The organism is Acinetobacter sp. WU_MDCI_Abxc222 (assembly GCF_025514755.1).
GTDB classification, from domain to species: Bacteria; Pseudomonadota; Gammaproteobacteria; order Pseudomonadales; family Moraxellaceae; genus Acinetobacter; species Acinetobacter geminorum.
The window spans coordinates 1-16,785 of the sequence record NZ_JAHPVG010000007.1 but is presented as its reverse complement, the minus strand read 5'-3'; the positions used below and the strand labels follow the sequence as shown (position 1 = coordinate 16,785).

Below are 16,785 nucleotides of genomic sequence, written 5' to 3'. Positions count from 1 at the left end.
AAATAAATAAATTTCTGGTGGGTTATTTTTCGGCTACCCCACCTATAGCAGGGTTAAGACAGGAGGGGGATTTAAAGAGCCAAGATGCGGAGACTGATAAGAATTAGACCAGTAATAGATTTGTGAAAGCTCATGTACACGTACAATAGGTTCTTGAGCTTGTTTCGCGTTTTCAGTCATCACTACATGAAAACACGAAGGTAAATGATCATGGTGATCTTGCCAGCTTAATGGAGCATTATCAGAATTTTCTACAATACCAACATGTTCAGTGTGCATATGGTCTGAAGATTGATACACATTTAAATCTGCATGATGACCGAAATGTTGTAATGCCGCTCCCCTATTTTCATGCACGCAAAATGCCGCTGCCACATTCCATAAGCTTTGAAATATGAGCAAGCTAAACAAGACGGACATAAAAATTGTAGAACGTGGCAACCGTACACCGTGATAATTAGAAATTGCACAAAGTCACTATAGCAAGCGATACCAATGTAATAAAATTACAAAATAATTTTTGGTCAATTTATCGCTGTTTTAAAAAAGTTTTTTCTTTAGAAAAATTATTTTCCTATTTGAGTTCCTGCAATGTATAAACTATTTTCCACCCTAATCGTTATCGTCTGTTTAAATTTGAGTGCTTGTGCCACGACATTGCTTTCAGAAGCCCTTCCTAATGAAACCACAAGAATCGAGAAGATCATTTTAGCAAAAGATCAAATCATTGCTTTAGGGCAAGCTGTTCAAAACCAGCAAGAACAAGGGATCGTATTTGTAGGCCAAGATTTCAGCTATTTAATGACCGAGGGAAGCGCTGAGCTATCAAAACTTCTTCATGCAATCCCGGCAGACCAACGGAGTCTGACCAGTCCATCCCCACTAGTACTGACCATGGATGACCCCAATCATTTTCATGGTGTTTTACAAATACGCTATAACACGCGTATGGTTGATTTAAATGACTCGCAAAAAAATTTATTAAAGTCTCTCGGCTTTAGACAAAATTTCAATATCATTCAAAATCAACAAACGGCACCTTATCCTTATATCAATATTTTCTTTAAAGGCCAGCTTTATCAATCACAAGAAGCTAAAAAGGTCCAAAAAACCTTAGCGCAACCCTATCCCATTATCCTGCAACAGGAAAATAAAATTACCAAAAAACATCCTTTGAAAAAGGCGACCCGTATGGTGCTCTATCCATTTGCCATGACCTTCGATGTGATTACGGTCGTTCCATCACTGATGTGGGCTGATTTACGAGGCGAATTTAATAATTAATATTTCCAAATCCTTAAATTAAAAAACCAGCCCTTAGGCTGGTTTTGTTTAAAAATTTGTCTTTTGTTTGTTATTTATAATTTTTACTCATGCTTTTTTGATCAAAGAAAATAGATACATTATCAAAAAATGATTATTTTCTAGCTATCAAAACACCGCTATAGATAAAGTATATAGAGAAGAGCTAGATTAATTTCACTTAGCATAAAAACACGTGTAACTTTTATGTAAGCCAAAACTTCACTATTTTTCATCCAAATACGCTATATCACATTTACAAAAAAAAACATAATATTTCAATATAAGAGACTAGCTTAAAAGTGTGAGTCAATTCAATCAAATTGAGGAACAAGGGAGACTATCATGAATATGAAATCAATCAAGCATGGACTTAATCACTTGTTTGCTTTTGAAAACTTACCTTCTGATATGCATTCGCAAGCAGTTGATGAAATTGAACAGGGTTTACGCTTTGAAGAGTTAGCTGAGCAAGATCATGAACGTATGCAAAACTGGTTAGATGTAACTGCTAATGACCGAAATGCTATGTGGTGCTACTTACGAGCAGCTTTACGAGGTAGTCCCGATGCATCTTTTAAACTTGGTATTGGTTATCTCAATGGTCAATTTGGATTAGATAAAAACTATAACGAAGCTGAAAAATGGCTTAGAAAAGCAGCAAGTCAGGGACATCCCGATGCCGAGCATTGCTTACAAGAAGCTTTTAGTAAACTCGCATTTTCATAAAAAAAACCAGCCCTTAGGCTGGTTTTTTAAATTAACAGAGATTATCCGCTAATTTTTTTGTATTTAGTACGTTTTTGAACAGCGTCTTCACCTAAACGTGACTGACGGTATGCTTCATATTCTGCATAGTTACCTGTGTAGAATTCTGGCTGTTCATTTTCAAATGACAAGATGTGTGTCGCGATACGGTCAAGGAACCAACGGTCATGCGATACCACCATTACCGTACCTGGGAATACAAGAATTGCATCCTCAAGCGCACGTAAAGTTTCAATATCCAAGTCGTTTGATGGCTCATCCAGTAAGATAACATTTGCACCTTGCTGTAAAATTTTCGCAAGTTGTAAACGGTTACGCTCACCACCAGACAATTCGCCTACGCGTTTTTGCTGGTCTTGGCCTTTAAAGTTAAAGCGGCCGATATAAGCACGTGAAGCAATTTCATAATCGCCCACTTTCAAGATATCTAAACCACCAGACACTTCTTCCCAAACAGTTTTGTTATTGTCTAGAGTGTCACGAATCTGACCTACGTAAGCCACTTTAACTGACTCACCTAAAGTCACAGTACCTGTATCAGGTTGCTGTTCACCGGTCATCATACGGAATAAAGTCGTTTTACCCGCACCATTTGGACCAACGATACCCACAATTGCTGTTGGAGGCACGGTAAACGTTAAGTTTTCGTACAATAAGCGGCCGTCAAATGATTTACTGATACCTTCCACTTCCACAACTTTATTACCCAAACGAGGGCCAGGTGGAATGTAGATTTCAGACGTTTCATTACGTTGCTGGAATTCTTTAGAGTTAAGCTCTTCAAAACGTTCCATACGCGCTTTGTTTTTCTTTTGCTGACCTTTCGCATTTGAACGAACCCATTCAAGTTCTTTTTTCAAAGCTTTAGCAAAAGATTCTTCTTGTTTCTGCTCTTGTTCTAAACGAGCATTTTTTTGCTCTAACCAAGAAGAATAGTTACCTTGGTAAGGAATACCATGTCCACGGTCAAGCTCCAAGATCCACTCGGCAACGTTATCTAAGAAATAACGGTCATGCGTAATCGCAACGATTGTGCCAGGGAAATCTTTCAAGAAGCGCTCTAACCAAGAAACAGATTCTGCATCCAAATGGTTCGTCGGTTCGTCAAGAAGCAACATGTCTGGCTTCGAAAGCAATAAACGACAAAGCGCTACACGACGGCGTTCACCACCTGAAAGCTTAGTTACGTCCGCATCCCAAGCTGGAAGGTTCAAGGCATCTGCCGCGATTTCAAGCTGGTTATTTAAGTTATGTGCATCCCAAGCATGGATAATTGATTCTAATTTTTCCTGCTCTTTTGCAAGTGCATCAAAATCTGCATCCGGATCTGCATATTCTGCAAAAACCTGATCAAGGCGCTCTAATGCATCTAAAGCTTCACGTACGCCATCTTCAACGTTACCACGAACGTCTTTAGTCGGATCAAGAGGTGGTTCTTGCTCTAAATAGCCGATTTTAATTCCAGGTTGTGCACGAGCTTCACCAGAGAAATCTTTATCTACGCCAGCCATAATACGAAGCAAGGTAGATTTACCTGCACCGTTCAAACCGAGTACACCAATTTTGGCACCCGGGAAAAATGATAAAGAGATGTCTTTTAAGATTTCGCGCTTTGGCGGAACCATCTTAGACACTCGGTTCATCGTATAAATATATTGGGCCACGCAGGACTCCTCAATTGAAAAACCAATACATCGCATAAGCGATAAATAATCGCGCGTATTATACGCTGAAAACCTCGATGACTTGAAGTTATGATTTCCATCGTACGGATTTATCAAACAATTTTCTTTTTCAATAAGTTGCAAAATGTTTATGGATAAGATTTGTACAGCGTTTCAGCGTATATTTTTCTATCTTTATTCCTAAAATTAGAAAACAAACCAGAATTTGTGCAATTTTCTATTTAACTTTTAAGCTAGACTCGCTCAATATTTAACTCACGAAGATGAAGTAATCATGACTTATAAAGATGAAACCTTAGCAATTCATGCTGGCTACTCACCCGAAGCAACAACAAAAGCGGTTGCGGTCCCTATTTATCAAACCACTTCATATGCATTTGATAATACACAACACGGCGCCGATCTTTTCGATTTAAAAGTTCAGGGCAATATTTATACTCGCATTATGAACCCGACCACTGCTGTGCTTGAGCAACGCCTTGCTGCACTCGAAGGAGGAATTGGTGCTTTAGCCTTGGCTTCTGGAATGGCAGCGATTACCTATGCTGTCCAAACGATTACAGAAGCGGGAGACAACATTGCCTCCGTCTCAACTTTATATGGCGGAACTTATAATTTATTTGCCCACACCTTACCAAAACAAGGTATTGAAGTTCGCTTTTTTGATTATCAACAGCCTGAAAGCTTACGTAACTTAATTGATGATAAGACTAAACTTGTTTTTGTTGAATCAATTGGGAATCCACTCGGAAATATTATCGATTTAGAAGCAATTTCAAAAATTGCACATGAATATGGCGTACCTGTCATCGTCGATAATACGGTTGCCACCCCTGCCTTATTAAAACCGTTTCAATATGGCGCCGATATCGTTATTCATTCTCTTACCAAATATATTGGTGGACACGGTAATAGCATTGGTGGCGCGATTATCGATAGCGGCAAATTCCCTTGGGGTAAATATCCAGAGCGCTTTAAAGTTTTGAATACACCTGACCCAAGTTATCACGGGGTTAATTATGTCGAAGTTTTAGGTGAAGCAGCCTATATTGCACGAGCTCGTGTAGTGCCATTACGTAATACAGGCGCGGCAATTAGCCCGCTCAGTGTCTTCTTGATTTTACAAGGTCTCGAAACTCTAAATCTCCGCATGGAGCGTCATACTGAAAATGCGCAAAAAATTGCAGAGTATTTACAGACCCATCCAAAAGTAAAATGGGTGAATTACGCAGGTTTAAAAGATCATCCGCAGTACCAGCTTGCTCAAAAATATGTAAAAGGTAAACCTTCTGCAATTTTATCTTTCGGTGTACAAGATGGGCGTGAAGGCGGTACTCGATTCATCGATGCACTTCAGCTATTTACTCGTCTGGTGAATATTGGTGATGCTAAAAGTTTGGCTTGCCACCCTGCAACTACGACTCACCGTCAGCTCAATGAACAAGAGCTTAAATCTGCTGGTGTAAGTGAAGATATGGTTCGTCTTTCCATTGGAATTGAGCATATTGATGACTTAATTGCCGATTTAGAACAAGCACTTTCAGCTGTATAACCTTTAAACTATTTATCAAGCCTCTGGAAATAGAGGCTTTTTTCATTTTTCTGTTCACTATATAACTAAAATAATTAATGGATTAAGATACTATTTTAGAGTTTTTACTCTAAATAAATTGTTAAATTTCATATATTTACGGACTAGACAATTTTTAAACATCTATTAAGATAAAGACAATATTTATGAGTTCATTTGGATGAACCTACGGTTGTAAAAAATAAAAATTACATACCGGAATAAATAGTCCCTGCCCCTACTTAGGTAAAATGCTGTGAATAAAAAATTAGAAGCTCTGTTCCAGGAAAAGGTACAAGATAAAGTCATTTTAGTGACAGGCGCCTCGAGTGGAATCGGATTAACGATTTCAAACAAACTTGCTGATGCTGGTGCCCATGTTTTACTGGTTGCCCGTACTCAAGAAACTTTGGAAGAAGTAAAAGCAGATATCGAAAAACGTGGCGGTAAGGCATCAATTTTCCCATGTGATCTTAACGATATGGAAATGATTGACCAAGTATCTAAAGAAATTTTAGCGACTGTTGATCACATTGATATTTTAATTAATAACGCAGGTCGCTCTATTCGCCGTGCTGTACATGAGTCTTATGATCGTTTTCATGACTTTGAACGCACGATGCAATTAAATTATTTTGGCGCGGTTCGCCTAGTTCTCAATATCTTGCCGCATATGATTCAGCGTAAAGATGGACAAATCATTAACATTAGCTCGATTGGTGTTTTAGCAAACGCTACTCGCTTCTCTGCATATGTCGCGTCTAAAGCAGCGCTTGATGCATTTAGCCGCTGTCTATCTGCCGAAGTTCATGCACACAAAATCGCAATTACTTCAATTTATATGCCATTGGTTCGTACCCCAATGATTGCACCAACTAAAATTTATAAATATGTTCCAACCCTTTCACCTGAGCAGGCTGCTGACTTAATTGCTTATGCAATTGTGAAACGCCCGAAACGTATGGCAACCAACTTAGGTCGCTTAGCTTCAATGACTTATTCTGTAGCGCCAGGCATCAATAATATGTTTATGTCGATTGGTTTCCGTTTATTCCCAAGTTCAGATGCAGCGAAGGGACAAAAAACCGAGAAATTAAACTGGGCACAAAAAGCTTATGCACGCATTTTCCCAGGTGAACACTGGTAATTTTGAGTTAATCGCATAACAAATAAAAAAGCGCCTTAACTAAGGCGCTTTTTTTAACTAAAGGACTGATCAATCAAGAAACTGAACGTGCCCTGTTTTTACATCGTAAATTGCCCCCACAACTACGATCTCACCTCGATCCACCATATCTTTAAGCACGCTGCTATTATTAATAATGTACTGGATGTTGTAATGAACATTCATTGCTGTGACTTGACTAATAAAAGCATTACCTAATTCACGTGGCTGCATAATGTCATATACGCTATCAACCGAGTGCATTAATGGTCCAAGTACATATTGAATGTGTGGCATTTCCTTCACATCAGATACTTGCTTTTGCTCTAAACGCAATTGACATGCACTCGTCACCGCACCGCAATCGGTATGTCCTAAAACAACGATGACTTTAGAACCTTTGGCCTGACATGCAAACTCAAGTGAACCCAATACTTTTTGCCCAGCAATATTACCTGCAATTCGTAAGCTGAACAGATCACCAATACCCACATCAAAAATCATTTCGGTGGGTGCACGTGAGTCCATACACCCAAGAACGGCTGCGATCGGATGTTGGCCTTCATCTGCAGTCACACGAATTTGTCGATAAATATCTCGTTGTAAACGTTCATTTTTTACAAAACGTTCGTTCCCCTCTTTAAGTAGGTTAACGACCTGTTGTGGACTCAACTTTTGTTGCAAATCATGTGTACTAATATCAATATCAAGTACCGCATCATCAACATCTTGATAGTGCTGTTTGAACCCGACCAATTTAAGGTTTACCTGACGTTTAATAGCCGTTTCACTTTGATAATCTTGAATAACTTGATAAATATCAGGATCGATCGAATCACACTGAGTTGCATCAATAATGAGTTGTTGATGCTTATGCACATGTTCCAATGCCGAAATAAGCGCAGAACGATTAAGAAAGGTGACTTGTGATGGAAGTTCAATACGCGTGACTACGCCATGCAAACGTTTCTCTCTATAAACACGAATACCTTTATTAAAATTGCCATAGAGAATAAAAGCACTACTGGTGAACAGACCAATTAAAATTCCCATTAAAAGATCGGTCAGTAAAATTGCAACTAAGGTAATAATAAAAGGTAAAAACTGTTTCCATCCTTTTTGATAAAGCTGTTTGAATAGTTTTGGATGAGTAAGCTTAAAGCCTGTCACAATAAGGATTGCAGCCAATGCAGACAGAGGAATCATGTTCATTAATGGCACGAAGAATAAAACCGCTAACAGCAACAATACCCCATGAATAATGGTAGAGCACTTACTACGCGCGCCTGTATTCGCATTCACCGAACTTCGCACAATCACTGAAGTCACGGGCATGCCACCTATTAAGCCCGAAACGATATTCCCTGTACCTTGTGCCCAGAGTTCACGATTCGGCGGAGAAGAGCGTTTTTGAGGATCGATTTTATCTGCTGCCTCTAAATTCAATAAGGTTTCTAAAGAGGCCACAACAGCCAGAGTAATTGCCCCTGTGTAAATCATAGGTTCCGCTAAATAGCTAAAATCAGGGAAAATTAATACTTCTTCGGGAGCTTTTAATATATTCGGCAATTGAATGAGGTTATCAATTTGCACTGCCCATGCAGAGCCGATACTCACTAAAACAAAATTTAAAACTGCTGCTAGCACAACTGCAATCAAAGCCGAAGGTAAAGCTAGTTTTTTAAGCGGACTGCTATCCCACGCTAAAATTAAGAATAGACTGAGCAAACCAATAAGCGCAGCGCCTCCATCAAAATGTTGAAGGAATGCATCTGGTGTTGAAGTCCAAACCTGTTTCCATGAAAAATCAGAAAGTCCAAACAGATAAGGTAATTGCGTAGCAATCAGGATGACACCAATAGCAGCTAATAACCCTAAAATGACATTATTTGGAATAAAGTTCGCAAAAAAACCTAACTTAAATAATCCAAATAGAATTTGTAGGACACCGGCAAAAATAATACATAATAAAAAGGCGGCATAATTGCCGCCTAATTGTTCTAACTGTACAAGGATGACAGCAGTCAGCCCTGCCGCTGGGCCTGCAACGCTAATGTGAGAACCACTCAGTAAACCCACAATAATGCCGCCCACAATACCTGCAATAATACCAGAGATGATGGGAGCACCTGAGGCTAAAGCAATACCCAAACACAGCGGTAATGCCACGAGGAATACGACAACTCCGGACAAGAGGTCTTTCAAATGAAATCTATTTTTCAGGTTTAAAACCGACATAAAACAACCATTTATAATATAAAGAAATAAGCAAAGTTGTACTATTACAGCCTGAAAGTGAGTAAATGCTTCAAGGCTGGGTTGATAATGTCGAACAACTGAATATCATTAAAGTTTAGTTATGCTATAACGTTGTGTATTTAATTGTGTATTTAACAACGATTTGTTGATCTTAAGATTCACCTCATCTTTACGACTGTTTTTTTCTTATTTCGCTTTTATATAATTATTAAAAAAGTAATATTTTAACCCATAAAAAAAGCCTCCAATTGGAGGCCTTTTTATCAATTAAAGACTCTTATTTAGAACCTTTAATTCCTGCTTGTAATAACAATGCACCTAAACCACCAATCTTTTGTTCTTGTGGTTTCTCTTGCTTGCTACGCTGAGGGCGTTCAGCTTGATCTTTACGCGGTTGAGGACGTTTACCTTGAGGCTTACGCTCAAAACGCTGTTCTGTATTTTGTTCACGGCGTGGTGGACGCTGTGCTTTTACAGGTGCAGAACCTTCAGCACGCATACTTAAGTTCACGCGGTTACGTTCAACATCAACCTGCATAACACGCACTTGTACGATCTGACCCGGTTTTACAACCTTATGCGGGTCAGAAACGAACTCATTCGCTAACTCAGAAATATGAACTAAACCATCCTGATGTACACCAATATCAACGAAAGCACCAAAGTTTGTGACATTAGTGATCACACCCTCAAGTTGCATACCTTCAGTTAATTGGCCCACTTCAGTAATATCTTCGCGGAATTTAGCAGTACGGAACTCTGGACGTGGGTCACGACCCGGTTTTTCAAGTTCAGCTAATACGTCTTGTACTGTTGGCAAACCAAATTTGTCATCAACAAATTCATCAGCTTTTACTTGGCGAATGATTTCGGTATTACCAATGATGTCTTTCACAGTTGTCGCTTTTGCTGCAACAATTTTCTCAACAAGACCATAACTCTCAGGGTGAACAGCAGAAGCATCTAAAGGTTCAGAACCATTTTGGATACGTAAGAAACCAGCTGCTTGCTCAAAAGTACGCTCGCCTAAACGTGGTACGCTTTTCAAAGCTTGACGGTTATCAAAACGACCATGCTCTTTGCGATATTCAACAATTTGCTGAGCAATTGCTTTGTTTAAACCTGCAATATAAGCCAAGATTGCTGGTGACGCCGTATTTACATCAACACCAACAGCGTTCACACAGTCTTCAACTACCGCGTCAAGAGTTTTTGCTAAACCAGTTTGATTTACGTCGTGTTGATATTGACCTACACCAATTGATTTCGGATCAATCTTAACAAGTTCAGCAAGTGGATCTTGTAAACGGCGAGCAATCGACACTGCACCACGAATTGAAACATCAAGCTCTGGAAGTTCTGCAGCAGCAAGCTCACTTGCAGAGTAAACAGATGCACCCGCTTCACTTACAGTCACGCGTGTTAATTTGAGGTCTGTATTAGCAGCCATCATTTCAGCCACTACAGCTTCTGTTTCACGGCTAGCTGTACCATTACCAATAGCAATAAGCTCTACATTATATTCACGGCATAGACGCGCAAGTTCAGCAATAGAACCTTCTTTATCTTCTTTAGGCGCGAATGGATAAATCGTGCTATGAGCAAGTACATCACCTGCATCGCTTACTACTGCAAGTTTCACACCAGTACGAATACCAGGGTCAACACCTAAAGTAGTTCGACCACCTGCTGGCGCTGATAATAATAAATGACGAAGATTTTCAGCGAATACCTGCATTGCTTCTGCTTCGGCAGTAAGTCGTTTCTCTGTTAGCAATGAATGCTCGATTTGAGGACGAACTTTACCCAACCAGAATAATTTTGCAGTTTGTTTTAAGAAATCTTGACGTGCTTGAGGTTGAATTTGCTCAAGGTTGTATTCAGTTTCAATACGCGCTAATGGTGCATCATCTTCACCATCAACTTTTAAACCTAATACGTTTTCTTGACGCCCACGTAACATCGCCAATAGACGGTGTGAAGGTAATTTGTTTAAACCTTCAGAAAATTCAAAGTAATCACGGAATTTTTTACCGACTTCTTTCTTTTCTTCAGAAGCAACAGTACTTTTTAAAACCGCAGTTTTTGCAAAAGTTGCTTTTAATTCTGTAGTAAGTGCAATATTTTGTGCCCAGTCATCAATCAGAATATGCTGGATCGCATCTAACTGACTTTCAACATCTGGATAGTCTTCATGACTAAAACCAGCCAATGCTTCTGTCGGGTCAACTTGTTCTGCAATAATTTTTTCAGCAATCGGTCCTAAACCTGCTTCTTTTGCTTTAAAAGACTTACTTGTACGCTTAGGACGATACGGTGCATAAATTTCTTCTAAAGCATTTTTTGTTTCGGCTGCATTCACCCGCGCCAACAAGTCATCATTCAACTTATTCTGTTCTTGCAATGACTGAATGACCTTTTCACGGCGCTCATATAAATCACGTAAATACGCTAAACGAGTATCTAATTGGCGTAACTGCGTATCATCTAAACCTTGTGTTACTTCTTTACGGTAACGGGCAATGAATGGAACACTGGCACCTTCGTCAATTAAGCGGATGGCAGCTTCTACTTGGTTTGGACGTACGGCAAGCTCACTTGCCAACTGCTGAACTAAGTCAGTCATCGTGTTTGATCCCACAAGGATAAAGTTTAAAAGCACTGATTATAAAGACCAAGCCCATAAAATCCACACTTGTTTGCGTATTCAAAACGTTTTTTTGTATTGACTCTGAATATTTATACTTTTTACGACTACTAGAGCACGCAAAAACAGTGATTTAAGTATAAAAAAGTTAAGACTGAACCCTACCTTTTAATCTTTAAAAAATATAAACGTATGACTTATGTCATGAACATGACAAAAAATTAATATAATTTATGAGAAAATGATCATATTGATACATAGCCCAAAAGATAAAAACATTGAGGTTGAGCACTACTTTATTCTTCTAATTTCTTATCTACTCAGTTTTTTTATCTTATTCAGCAATCAAAAGTCTATTATATTTATTTCAAATAACTGATTTGAAACAATTAGTTATTACCATTGAGTTATTCGAAAATTATTGAAAATTTAACTATTTGTTGTTTTAGGGCGGTCTTTGCTAAATTGTGGGCTTAAGATGTTGTTTTTTGGTTTCAAACCACCTTGAAAATTGTAATTTTGAGCAAATTGATACATAGTCTAAACAAGAACATCGGCATTATACTGAGGGCTTGTTGGCAATAAGCCTATCCGACCCAATAATATATAAATTATGACTTTAAAAGGGAGTACATCATGAGTTTAGTTGTACCTGCTGAACATCCTGAAACCGTACACAACGAAACGGATCGTGTCGAACGTATTTTAGTGGTCGATGACGATGTGCGTTTACGTACCCTCTTGCAACGTTTTTTGGAAGATAAAGGCTTTGTTGTAAAAACTGCCCACGATGCTTCGCAAATGGACCGTTTATTACAACGTGAGTTATTTTCACTTATCGTACTCGACTTTATGTTACCGGTTGAAGATGGTTTAAGTATTTGCCGTCGTTTGCGCCAATCAAATATTGATACGCCAATCATCATGTTAACAGCACGCGGTAGCGATTCAGACCGTATTGCAGGTCTTGAAGCTGGTGCAGATGACTACTTGCCAAAACCATTTAACCCAAATGAACTTTTAGCACGTATCCGTGCAGTATTACGTCGCCAAGTTCGTGAAGTTCCGGGCGCACCAAGCCAACAAGTTGAAGTTGTAAGTTTTGGTCCATGGTCTCTAGACTTGTCTACTCGTACACTGACACGTGAAGGACAAATCGTTACCTTAACAACTGGCGAATTTGCAGTATTAAAAGCATTAGTACAACACCCACGTGAACCATTAACGCGCGATAAACTGATGAACTTAGCGCGTGGCCGTGAATGGGGTGCAATGGAACGTTCAATTGACGTTCAAGTTTCTCGTTTACGTCGTTTAATTGAAGATAACCCTGCACGTGCACGTTACATCCAAACTGTATGGGGTGTAGGCTATGTATTCGTTCCAGACGGTGCTGAATAAGCTTGAGATAAAATAGAGTGAGTTTAGAACCAATCGCCCCACAGAACTTTACCGATTACGTTGCCTATTCAGAACGTAAACGGACTCGGTGGGAACGTTTTCTCGACAAAATAAAGCCACGTTCTGCTGCCATGCGTACCACTATTCTGGTACTGCTGGTGGTGTTCTTTAGCTTATTTATGTCGTTATGGTTCTTTTGGCGCACTCTTTATTTACCTGAAATTCAACAGCACGCCCGTTATCTTGCGGTTGAGCTTGAGCTCGTCAATAATCCTGATATACGAATTTTTCATCGTGAAAATGAAGTAGATATTGATGCGTGGTTGCGTAATCGAGTCGGTATTGAATACGTTACCAACCCCAAAGAATATCCAAGTGTCCGAGAAAAGGTCATTGCCGAGTTTTTTACCAATCACGTTGAAAATAAGCTGGCAAATGAGATTGGGACTAAAGACGTTACCGTTTACTTCCAGTTTAAACCGAGCCCACGCATTTGGATTCAAACACCTGAAATGCATGGGAACTGGGTTCGAGAGCCTTTAAAAACCTATGCCAACTATAGTCCTGAACTTTTAGTGGGTTGGGTCGTGGGTGTTCCATTACTGTCGGCTATCATTATTTTAATTTTGGTTCGACAGATGAACCGCCCTCTGCGTCGTTTGCAAAATGCAGCCAATGAATACAGTAAATCAGGAACAGCGCCGTACCTTGATACCAATCACGGTCCACTAGAAATTCGTCAAGTAAACCAAGCGTTTAATCGTATGGTCTACACACTCGATCAGACTGAGCGTGAGCGACGTATTATGTTGGCAGGTATTTCACATGATTTACGTACTCCACTTACACGCATACGTTTAACAGCAGAGATGCTGCCTGATGAGTTTTTACGTGAAGGCTTGGTCTACGATGTAGATGATATGGATGCAATTCTTAATCAGTTCATTTCCTACATGCGCGATGGCTCAGATGAGGAGTTGAAAGACACCAATATCAACATGCTTTTGCAAGAACTTGTTGTGCAATTTAAACCTCTCGATATTCAATTCGAGATGCAGGATGTACCCATTATTCCGGCACGTAGTCTTTCTTTAAAAAGATTGATTGCCAACTTGATTAATAATGCGAAACGCTATGGTGCTGAACCGATAGAGCTCAGTGCAAAAGTAGAAAATGAATCTATTTTAATTACTGTTGCCGATCATGGTGAAGGCATTCCGGCAGATCAAATTGAAGAGTTAATGCAACCTTTTGTTCGCGGAGACTCAGCAAGAACCATTCAAGGTAGTGGTCTTGGGCTGGCTATTGTTAAACGTATTGTCGATATTCATCATGGCGAGATTCAAATTCATAACCGTGAACAAGGTGGTTTAGAGGTTATTATTTCTTTACCAATCCCAAAACCGAGTACCGAAGAAAATACCTCAACCAATCCATTGGAAAAAATAAAACAAACTTTAAGTGAGCGCTTTTAATTTGATCAATCAGCAATTAAAAGCCTTGTTTTAATGATAAATAAAAGCAATAAAAATCAATTAAATAAAAACTATAAATATAATTTATACCGCCATTTATTTACAAAATTAGACCTTAGCCTAACACCTATGCACTTTTCAATTTTTCATAGCTAAAATCCCGTATGTTTTGACAATATTGAGGATGTCCAATGTCTTTAAGTCGTATTCGCCTAGCTTCTCTTCATGACAAGGTCATCAGTGCTGAACAAGCTGCGCAATTCATCGAAAATGGAATGACCGTTGGTATGAGTGGTTTTACTCGTGCCGGTGAAGCTAAAGCTGTTCCACAAGCACTTGTAGAGCATGCAAAGAAAAATCCGTTAAAAATCACGTTAATTACGGGTGCTAGCTTAGGTAATGACTTAGACAAACAACTCACGGAAGCAGGTGTTTTATCTCGTCGTATGCCATTTCAGGTAGACAACACTTTACGTCGTGCGATTAACAACGGCGAAGTTATGTTTATTGATCAACATTTATCAGAAACTGTTGAGCAAATGCGTAACCAACAACTTAAACGTCCAGACGTTGCGGTAATTGAAGCAATTGCGATTACTGAAGATGGCGGCATTATTCCAACAACTTCTGTAGGTAACTCTGCAAGCTTTGCTATTTTTGCCGAAAAAGTTATTGTTGAAATCAACACATCTTTAAGCGAAAGCTTTGAAGGTTTACACGACATCTATATTCCGACTTACCGTCCAACACGTACTCCAATTCCATTAACAAAAGTGGATGAGCGTATTGGTACAACGGCAATCCAAATCGATCCTGCAAAAATTGTAGGTATTGTATTTAACGATACACATGACTCACCATCAACAGTAACTCCTCCAGATGATGAGACTCAAGGCATTGCAAACCACTTAATTGCTTTCTTTAATAAAGAAGTTGCAGAAGGTCGTTTACCGAAAAACCTTGGTCCATTACAAGCAGGAATTGGCTCTATTGCCAACGCTGTACTAACAGGTTTAAAAGATTCTGATTTTGAAGACCTCATCATGTACTCAGAAGTACTACAAGACTGTACTTTTGAACTCATTGATGCAGGCAAAATGAAATTTGCTTCTGGTAGCTCAATTACCCTTTCTGCAAAATGTGGCGAAAAAGTTTTTGGTAATATCGAAGCTTACAAAGATAAATTAGTGCTCCGTCCACAAGAAATTTCTAACCATCCTGAATTGGTTCGTCGTTTAGGTATTATCGGCATTAACACTGCGCTTGAGTTTGATATTTACGGTAACGTGAACTCAACTCACGTATGCGGTACTAAAATGATGAACGGTATTGGTGGTTCAGGTGATTTCGCTCGTAACGCCCACTTGGCGATCTTTGTAACCAAATCAATTGCTAAAGGCGGCGATATCTCTTCTATCGTGCCTATGGTGAGCCACGTTGATCACAGTGAACACGACGTTGATATTTTAGTGACAGAGCAAGGTTTAGCTGACTTACGCGGTTTAGCGCCTCGTGAACGCGCTCGTGCAATTATCGATAACTGTGTACACCCACTTTATCGTGATGCATTAAATGACTACTTTGACCGTGCATGTGCTAAAGGTGGACATACCCCTCACTTACTTCGTGAAGCATTGTCTTGGCATGCGAACTTCGAAGAAACAGGTCAAATGCTTCAAGCAGCACCAGTTGCAAAATCAGCTTAAACCACTGGTTGAATTCAAGCACTCCTTCGGGGGTGCTTTTTTATTTGTTTAAATTATTAATAAAAAACTGCTCAAGCCCGAATTTTTATTTTATCTTTTGAGCACATCAAAACAAAAAGTAGAAATCCATATGTTTATTATTCGTCAATTTACAAATGCAGATCTGGATGATGTCGTTATTTTATGGGAAAGCTGTGGACTGACCCGCCCTTGGAATAATCCAGAAACCGATATTTTCAGGAAAGTCTCACAACAGGATGATTTGTTTTTAGTTGCTATTAAAGATGAGCAACTGATTGGTACGCTTATGGGCGGCTACGACGGTCATAGAGGCTGGATCAACTATTTGGCTGTTCACCCCCACCAACAACGCTTAGGAATCGCTACAGCGCTCGTTCAGCAGCTTGAGAAGCGCCTCATCGCTCGGGGTTGCCCAAAGCTTCAATTATTAGTCCGTAAAGACAATTTGAATGTATTGAATTTTTACGAACAACTTGGCTATGACGAGGTAGAAGCCGTGTGTTTAGGAAAACGACTTATTCGTGATAGTTCTCACGATTAGAGACAAGTTTTCAGTTGAGCCATTTTTAGAAAGTTAAGGCAATATTGGGGATAACCCTCTTTGCTTGTGGATAAAATGAGATTTATACACAGGTAAGGTCTTAATATTTTTATTAAATAAACAGGCATGAAAAAAGCCCCATACATTATGTATGGGGCTTTTTCGAATATGGTGGCGAGACCCAGGATCGAACTGGGGACACACGGATTTTCAATCCGTTGCTCTACCTACTGAGCTATCACGCC

At 39.4% G+C, this 16,785-nt stretch carries 13 protein-coding genes and 1 tRNA gene; 9 read left to right on the top strand and 5 right to left on the bottom strand.

Annotated features, from left to right (window positions below):
• Positions 1–42 precede the first annotated feature (42 nt).
• Positions 43–441, bottom strand: coding sequence for a cation efflux protein, CzcI-like (locus tag KTJ10_RS11785; RefSeq protein ID WP_262442085.1), 399 nt, complete (start codon positions 439–441; stop codon positions 43–45).
• Positions 442–591: 150 nt separating this feature from the next.
• On the opposite strand from KTJ10_RS11785, the gene KTJ10_RS11780 reads away from it, so the two are divergent.
• On the top strand, positions 592–1,284 hold the full coding sequence (locus tag KTJ10_RS11780) for a hypothetical protein (RefSeq protein ID WP_262442084.1): 693 nt from the start codon (positions 592–594) through the stop codon (positions 1,282–1,284).
• 363 nt (positions 1,285–1,647) lie between these two features.
• Positions 1,648–2,031: a tetratricopeptide repeat protein gene (locus tag KTJ10_RS11775; protein WP_199964073.1), complete on the top strand. Its 384-nt coding sequence runs from the start codon at positions 1,648–1,650 to the stop codon at positions 2,029–2,031.
• A 41-nt stretch (positions 2,032–2,072) separates the two neighbouring features.
• Here KTJ10_RS11775 and ettA read toward each other — a convergent pair whose 3' ends face one another.
• Positions 2,073–3,734 carry an energy-dependent translational throttle protein EttA gene (ettA, locus tag KTJ10_RS11770; protein WP_086264776.1) on the bottom strand — a complete coding sequence of 554 codons (1,662 nt, stop codon included), beginning with the start codon at positions 3,732–3,734 and terminating at the stop codon, positions 2,073–2,075.
• Between the two features lie 295 nt (positions 3,735–4,029).
• On the opposite strand from ettA, the gene KTJ10_RS11765 reads away from it, so the two are divergent.
• Both KTJ10_RS11765 and KTJ10_RS11760 read left to right on the top strand, forming a co-directional pair.
• A complete protein-coding gene (locus KTJ10_RS11765; RefSeq protein WP_262442083.1) occupies positions 4,030–5,307 on the top strand; it encodes an O-acetylhomoserine aminocarboxypropyltransferase/cysteine synthase family protein in 1,278 nt (425 codons plus the stop codon).
• Positions 5,308–5,581: 274 nt separating this feature from the next.
• On the top strand, positions 5,582–6,472 hold the full coding sequence (locus tag KTJ10_RS11760) for an SDR family NAD(P)-dependent oxidoreductase (protein WP_002116932.1): 891 nt from the start codon (positions 5,582–5,584) through the stop codon (positions 6,470–6,472).
• Positions 6,473–6,541: 69 nt separating this feature from the next.
• On the opposite strand, the gene KTJ10_RS11755 is transcribed toward KTJ10_RS11760, so the two are convergent.
• Together KTJ10_RS11755 and KTJ10_RS11750 are read right to left on the bottom strand one after the other, a co-directional pair.
• On the bottom strand, positions 6,542–8,728 hold the full coding sequence (locus KTJ10_RS11755; RefSeq protein WP_233733993.1) for a SulP family inorganic anion transporter: 2,187 nt from the start codon (positions 8,726–8,728) through the stop codon (positions 6,542–6,544).
• A 298-nt stretch (positions 8,729–9,026) separates the two neighbouring features.
• Positions 9,027–11,375 carry a Tex family protein gene (locus tag KTJ10_RS11750; RefSeq protein ID WP_002116875.1) on the bottom strand — a complete coding sequence of 783 codons (2,349 nt, stop codon included), beginning with the start codon at positions 11,373–11,375 and terminating at the stop codon, positions 9,027–9,029.
• A gap of 657 nt (positions 11,376–12,032) precedes the next feature.
• Between KTJ10_RS11750 and ompR the strand changes: the two genes are divergently transcribed.
• The 5 genes from ompR to KTJ10_RS11725 all read left to right on the top strand — a co-directional run bounded on the left by ompR (position 12,033) and on the right by KTJ10_RS11725 (position 16,540).
• Positions 12,033–12,797 carry a two-component system response regulator OmpR gene (gene ompR, locus KTJ10_RS11745; RefSeq protein WP_000060753.1) on the top strand — a complete coding sequence of 255 codons (765 nt, stop codon included), beginning with the start codon at positions 12,033–12,035 and terminating at the stop codon, positions 12,795–12,797.
• A 17-nt stretch (positions 12,798–12,814) separates the two neighbouring features.
• Positions 12,815–14,272, top strand: coding sequence for an ATP-binding protein (locus KTJ10_RS11740; RefSeq protein WP_086264773.1), 1,458 nt, complete (start codon positions 12,815–12,817; stop codon positions 14,270–14,272).
• A gap of 33 nt (positions 14,273–14,305) precedes the next feature.
• Positions 14,306–14,428, top strand: coding sequence for a hypothetical protein (locus tag KTJ10_RS11735; RefSeq protein WP_081410534.1), 123 nt, complete (start codon positions 14,306–14,308; stop codon positions 14,426–14,428).
• Between the two features lie 35 nt (positions 14,429–14,463).
• A complete protein-coding gene (locus tag KTJ10_RS11730) occupies positions 14,464–15,978 on the top strand; it encodes an acetyl-CoA hydrolase/transferase family protein (protein ID WP_002116671.1) in 1,515 nt (504 codons plus the stop codon).
• Between the two features lie 130 nt (positions 15,979–16,108).
• Complete coding sequence (locus KTJ10_RS11725) at positions 16,109–16,540, top strand: GNAT family acetyltransferase (RefSeq protein ID WP_002116887.1); 432 nt, start codon at positions 16,109–16,111, stop codon at positions 16,538–16,540.
• A 169-nt stretch (positions 16,541–16,709) separates the two neighbouring features.
• Here KTJ10_RS11725 and KTJ10_RS11720 read toward each other — a convergent pair.
• Positions 16,710–16,785 (bottom strand) — tRNA-Phe (locus KTJ10_RS11720).

Coding starts and splice junctions, on each gene's coding strand:
- KTJ10_RS11775 (WP_199964073.1), top strand. CDS start 1,648: ATGAATATGAAATCAATCAAGCATGGACTTAATCACTTGTTTGCTTTT.
- KTJ10_RS11780 (WP_262442084.1), top strand. CDS start 592: ATGTATAAACTATTTTCCACCCTAATCGTTATCGTCTGTTTAAATTTG.
- KTJ10_RS11765 (WP_262442083.1), top strand. CDS start 4,030: ATGACTTATAAAGATGAAACCTTAGCAATTCATGCTGGCTACTCACCC.
- KTJ10_RS11755 (WP_233733993.1), bottom strand. CDS start 8,728: ATGTCGGTTTTAAACCTGAAAAATAGATTTCATTTGAAAGACCTCTTG.
- ompR (WP_000060753.1), top strand. CDS start 12,033: ATGAGTTTAGTTGTACCTGCTGAACATCCTGAAACCGTACACAACGAA.
- KTJ10_RS11750 (WP_002116875.1), bottom strand. CDS start 11,375: ATGACTGACTTAGTTCAGCAGTTGGCAAGTGAGCTTGCCGTACGTCCA.
- KTJ10_RS11725 (WP_002116887.1), top strand. CDS start 16,109: ATGTTTATTATTCGTCAATTTACAAATGCAGATCTGGATGATGTCGTT.
- KTJ10_RS11735 (WP_081410534.1), top strand. CDS start 14,306: ATGATAAATAAAAGCAATAAAAATCAATTAAATAAAAACTATAAATAT.
- KTJ10_RS11730 (WP_002116671.1), top strand. CDS start 14,464: ATGTCTTTAAGTCGTATTCGCCTAGCTTCTCTTCATGACAAGGTCATC.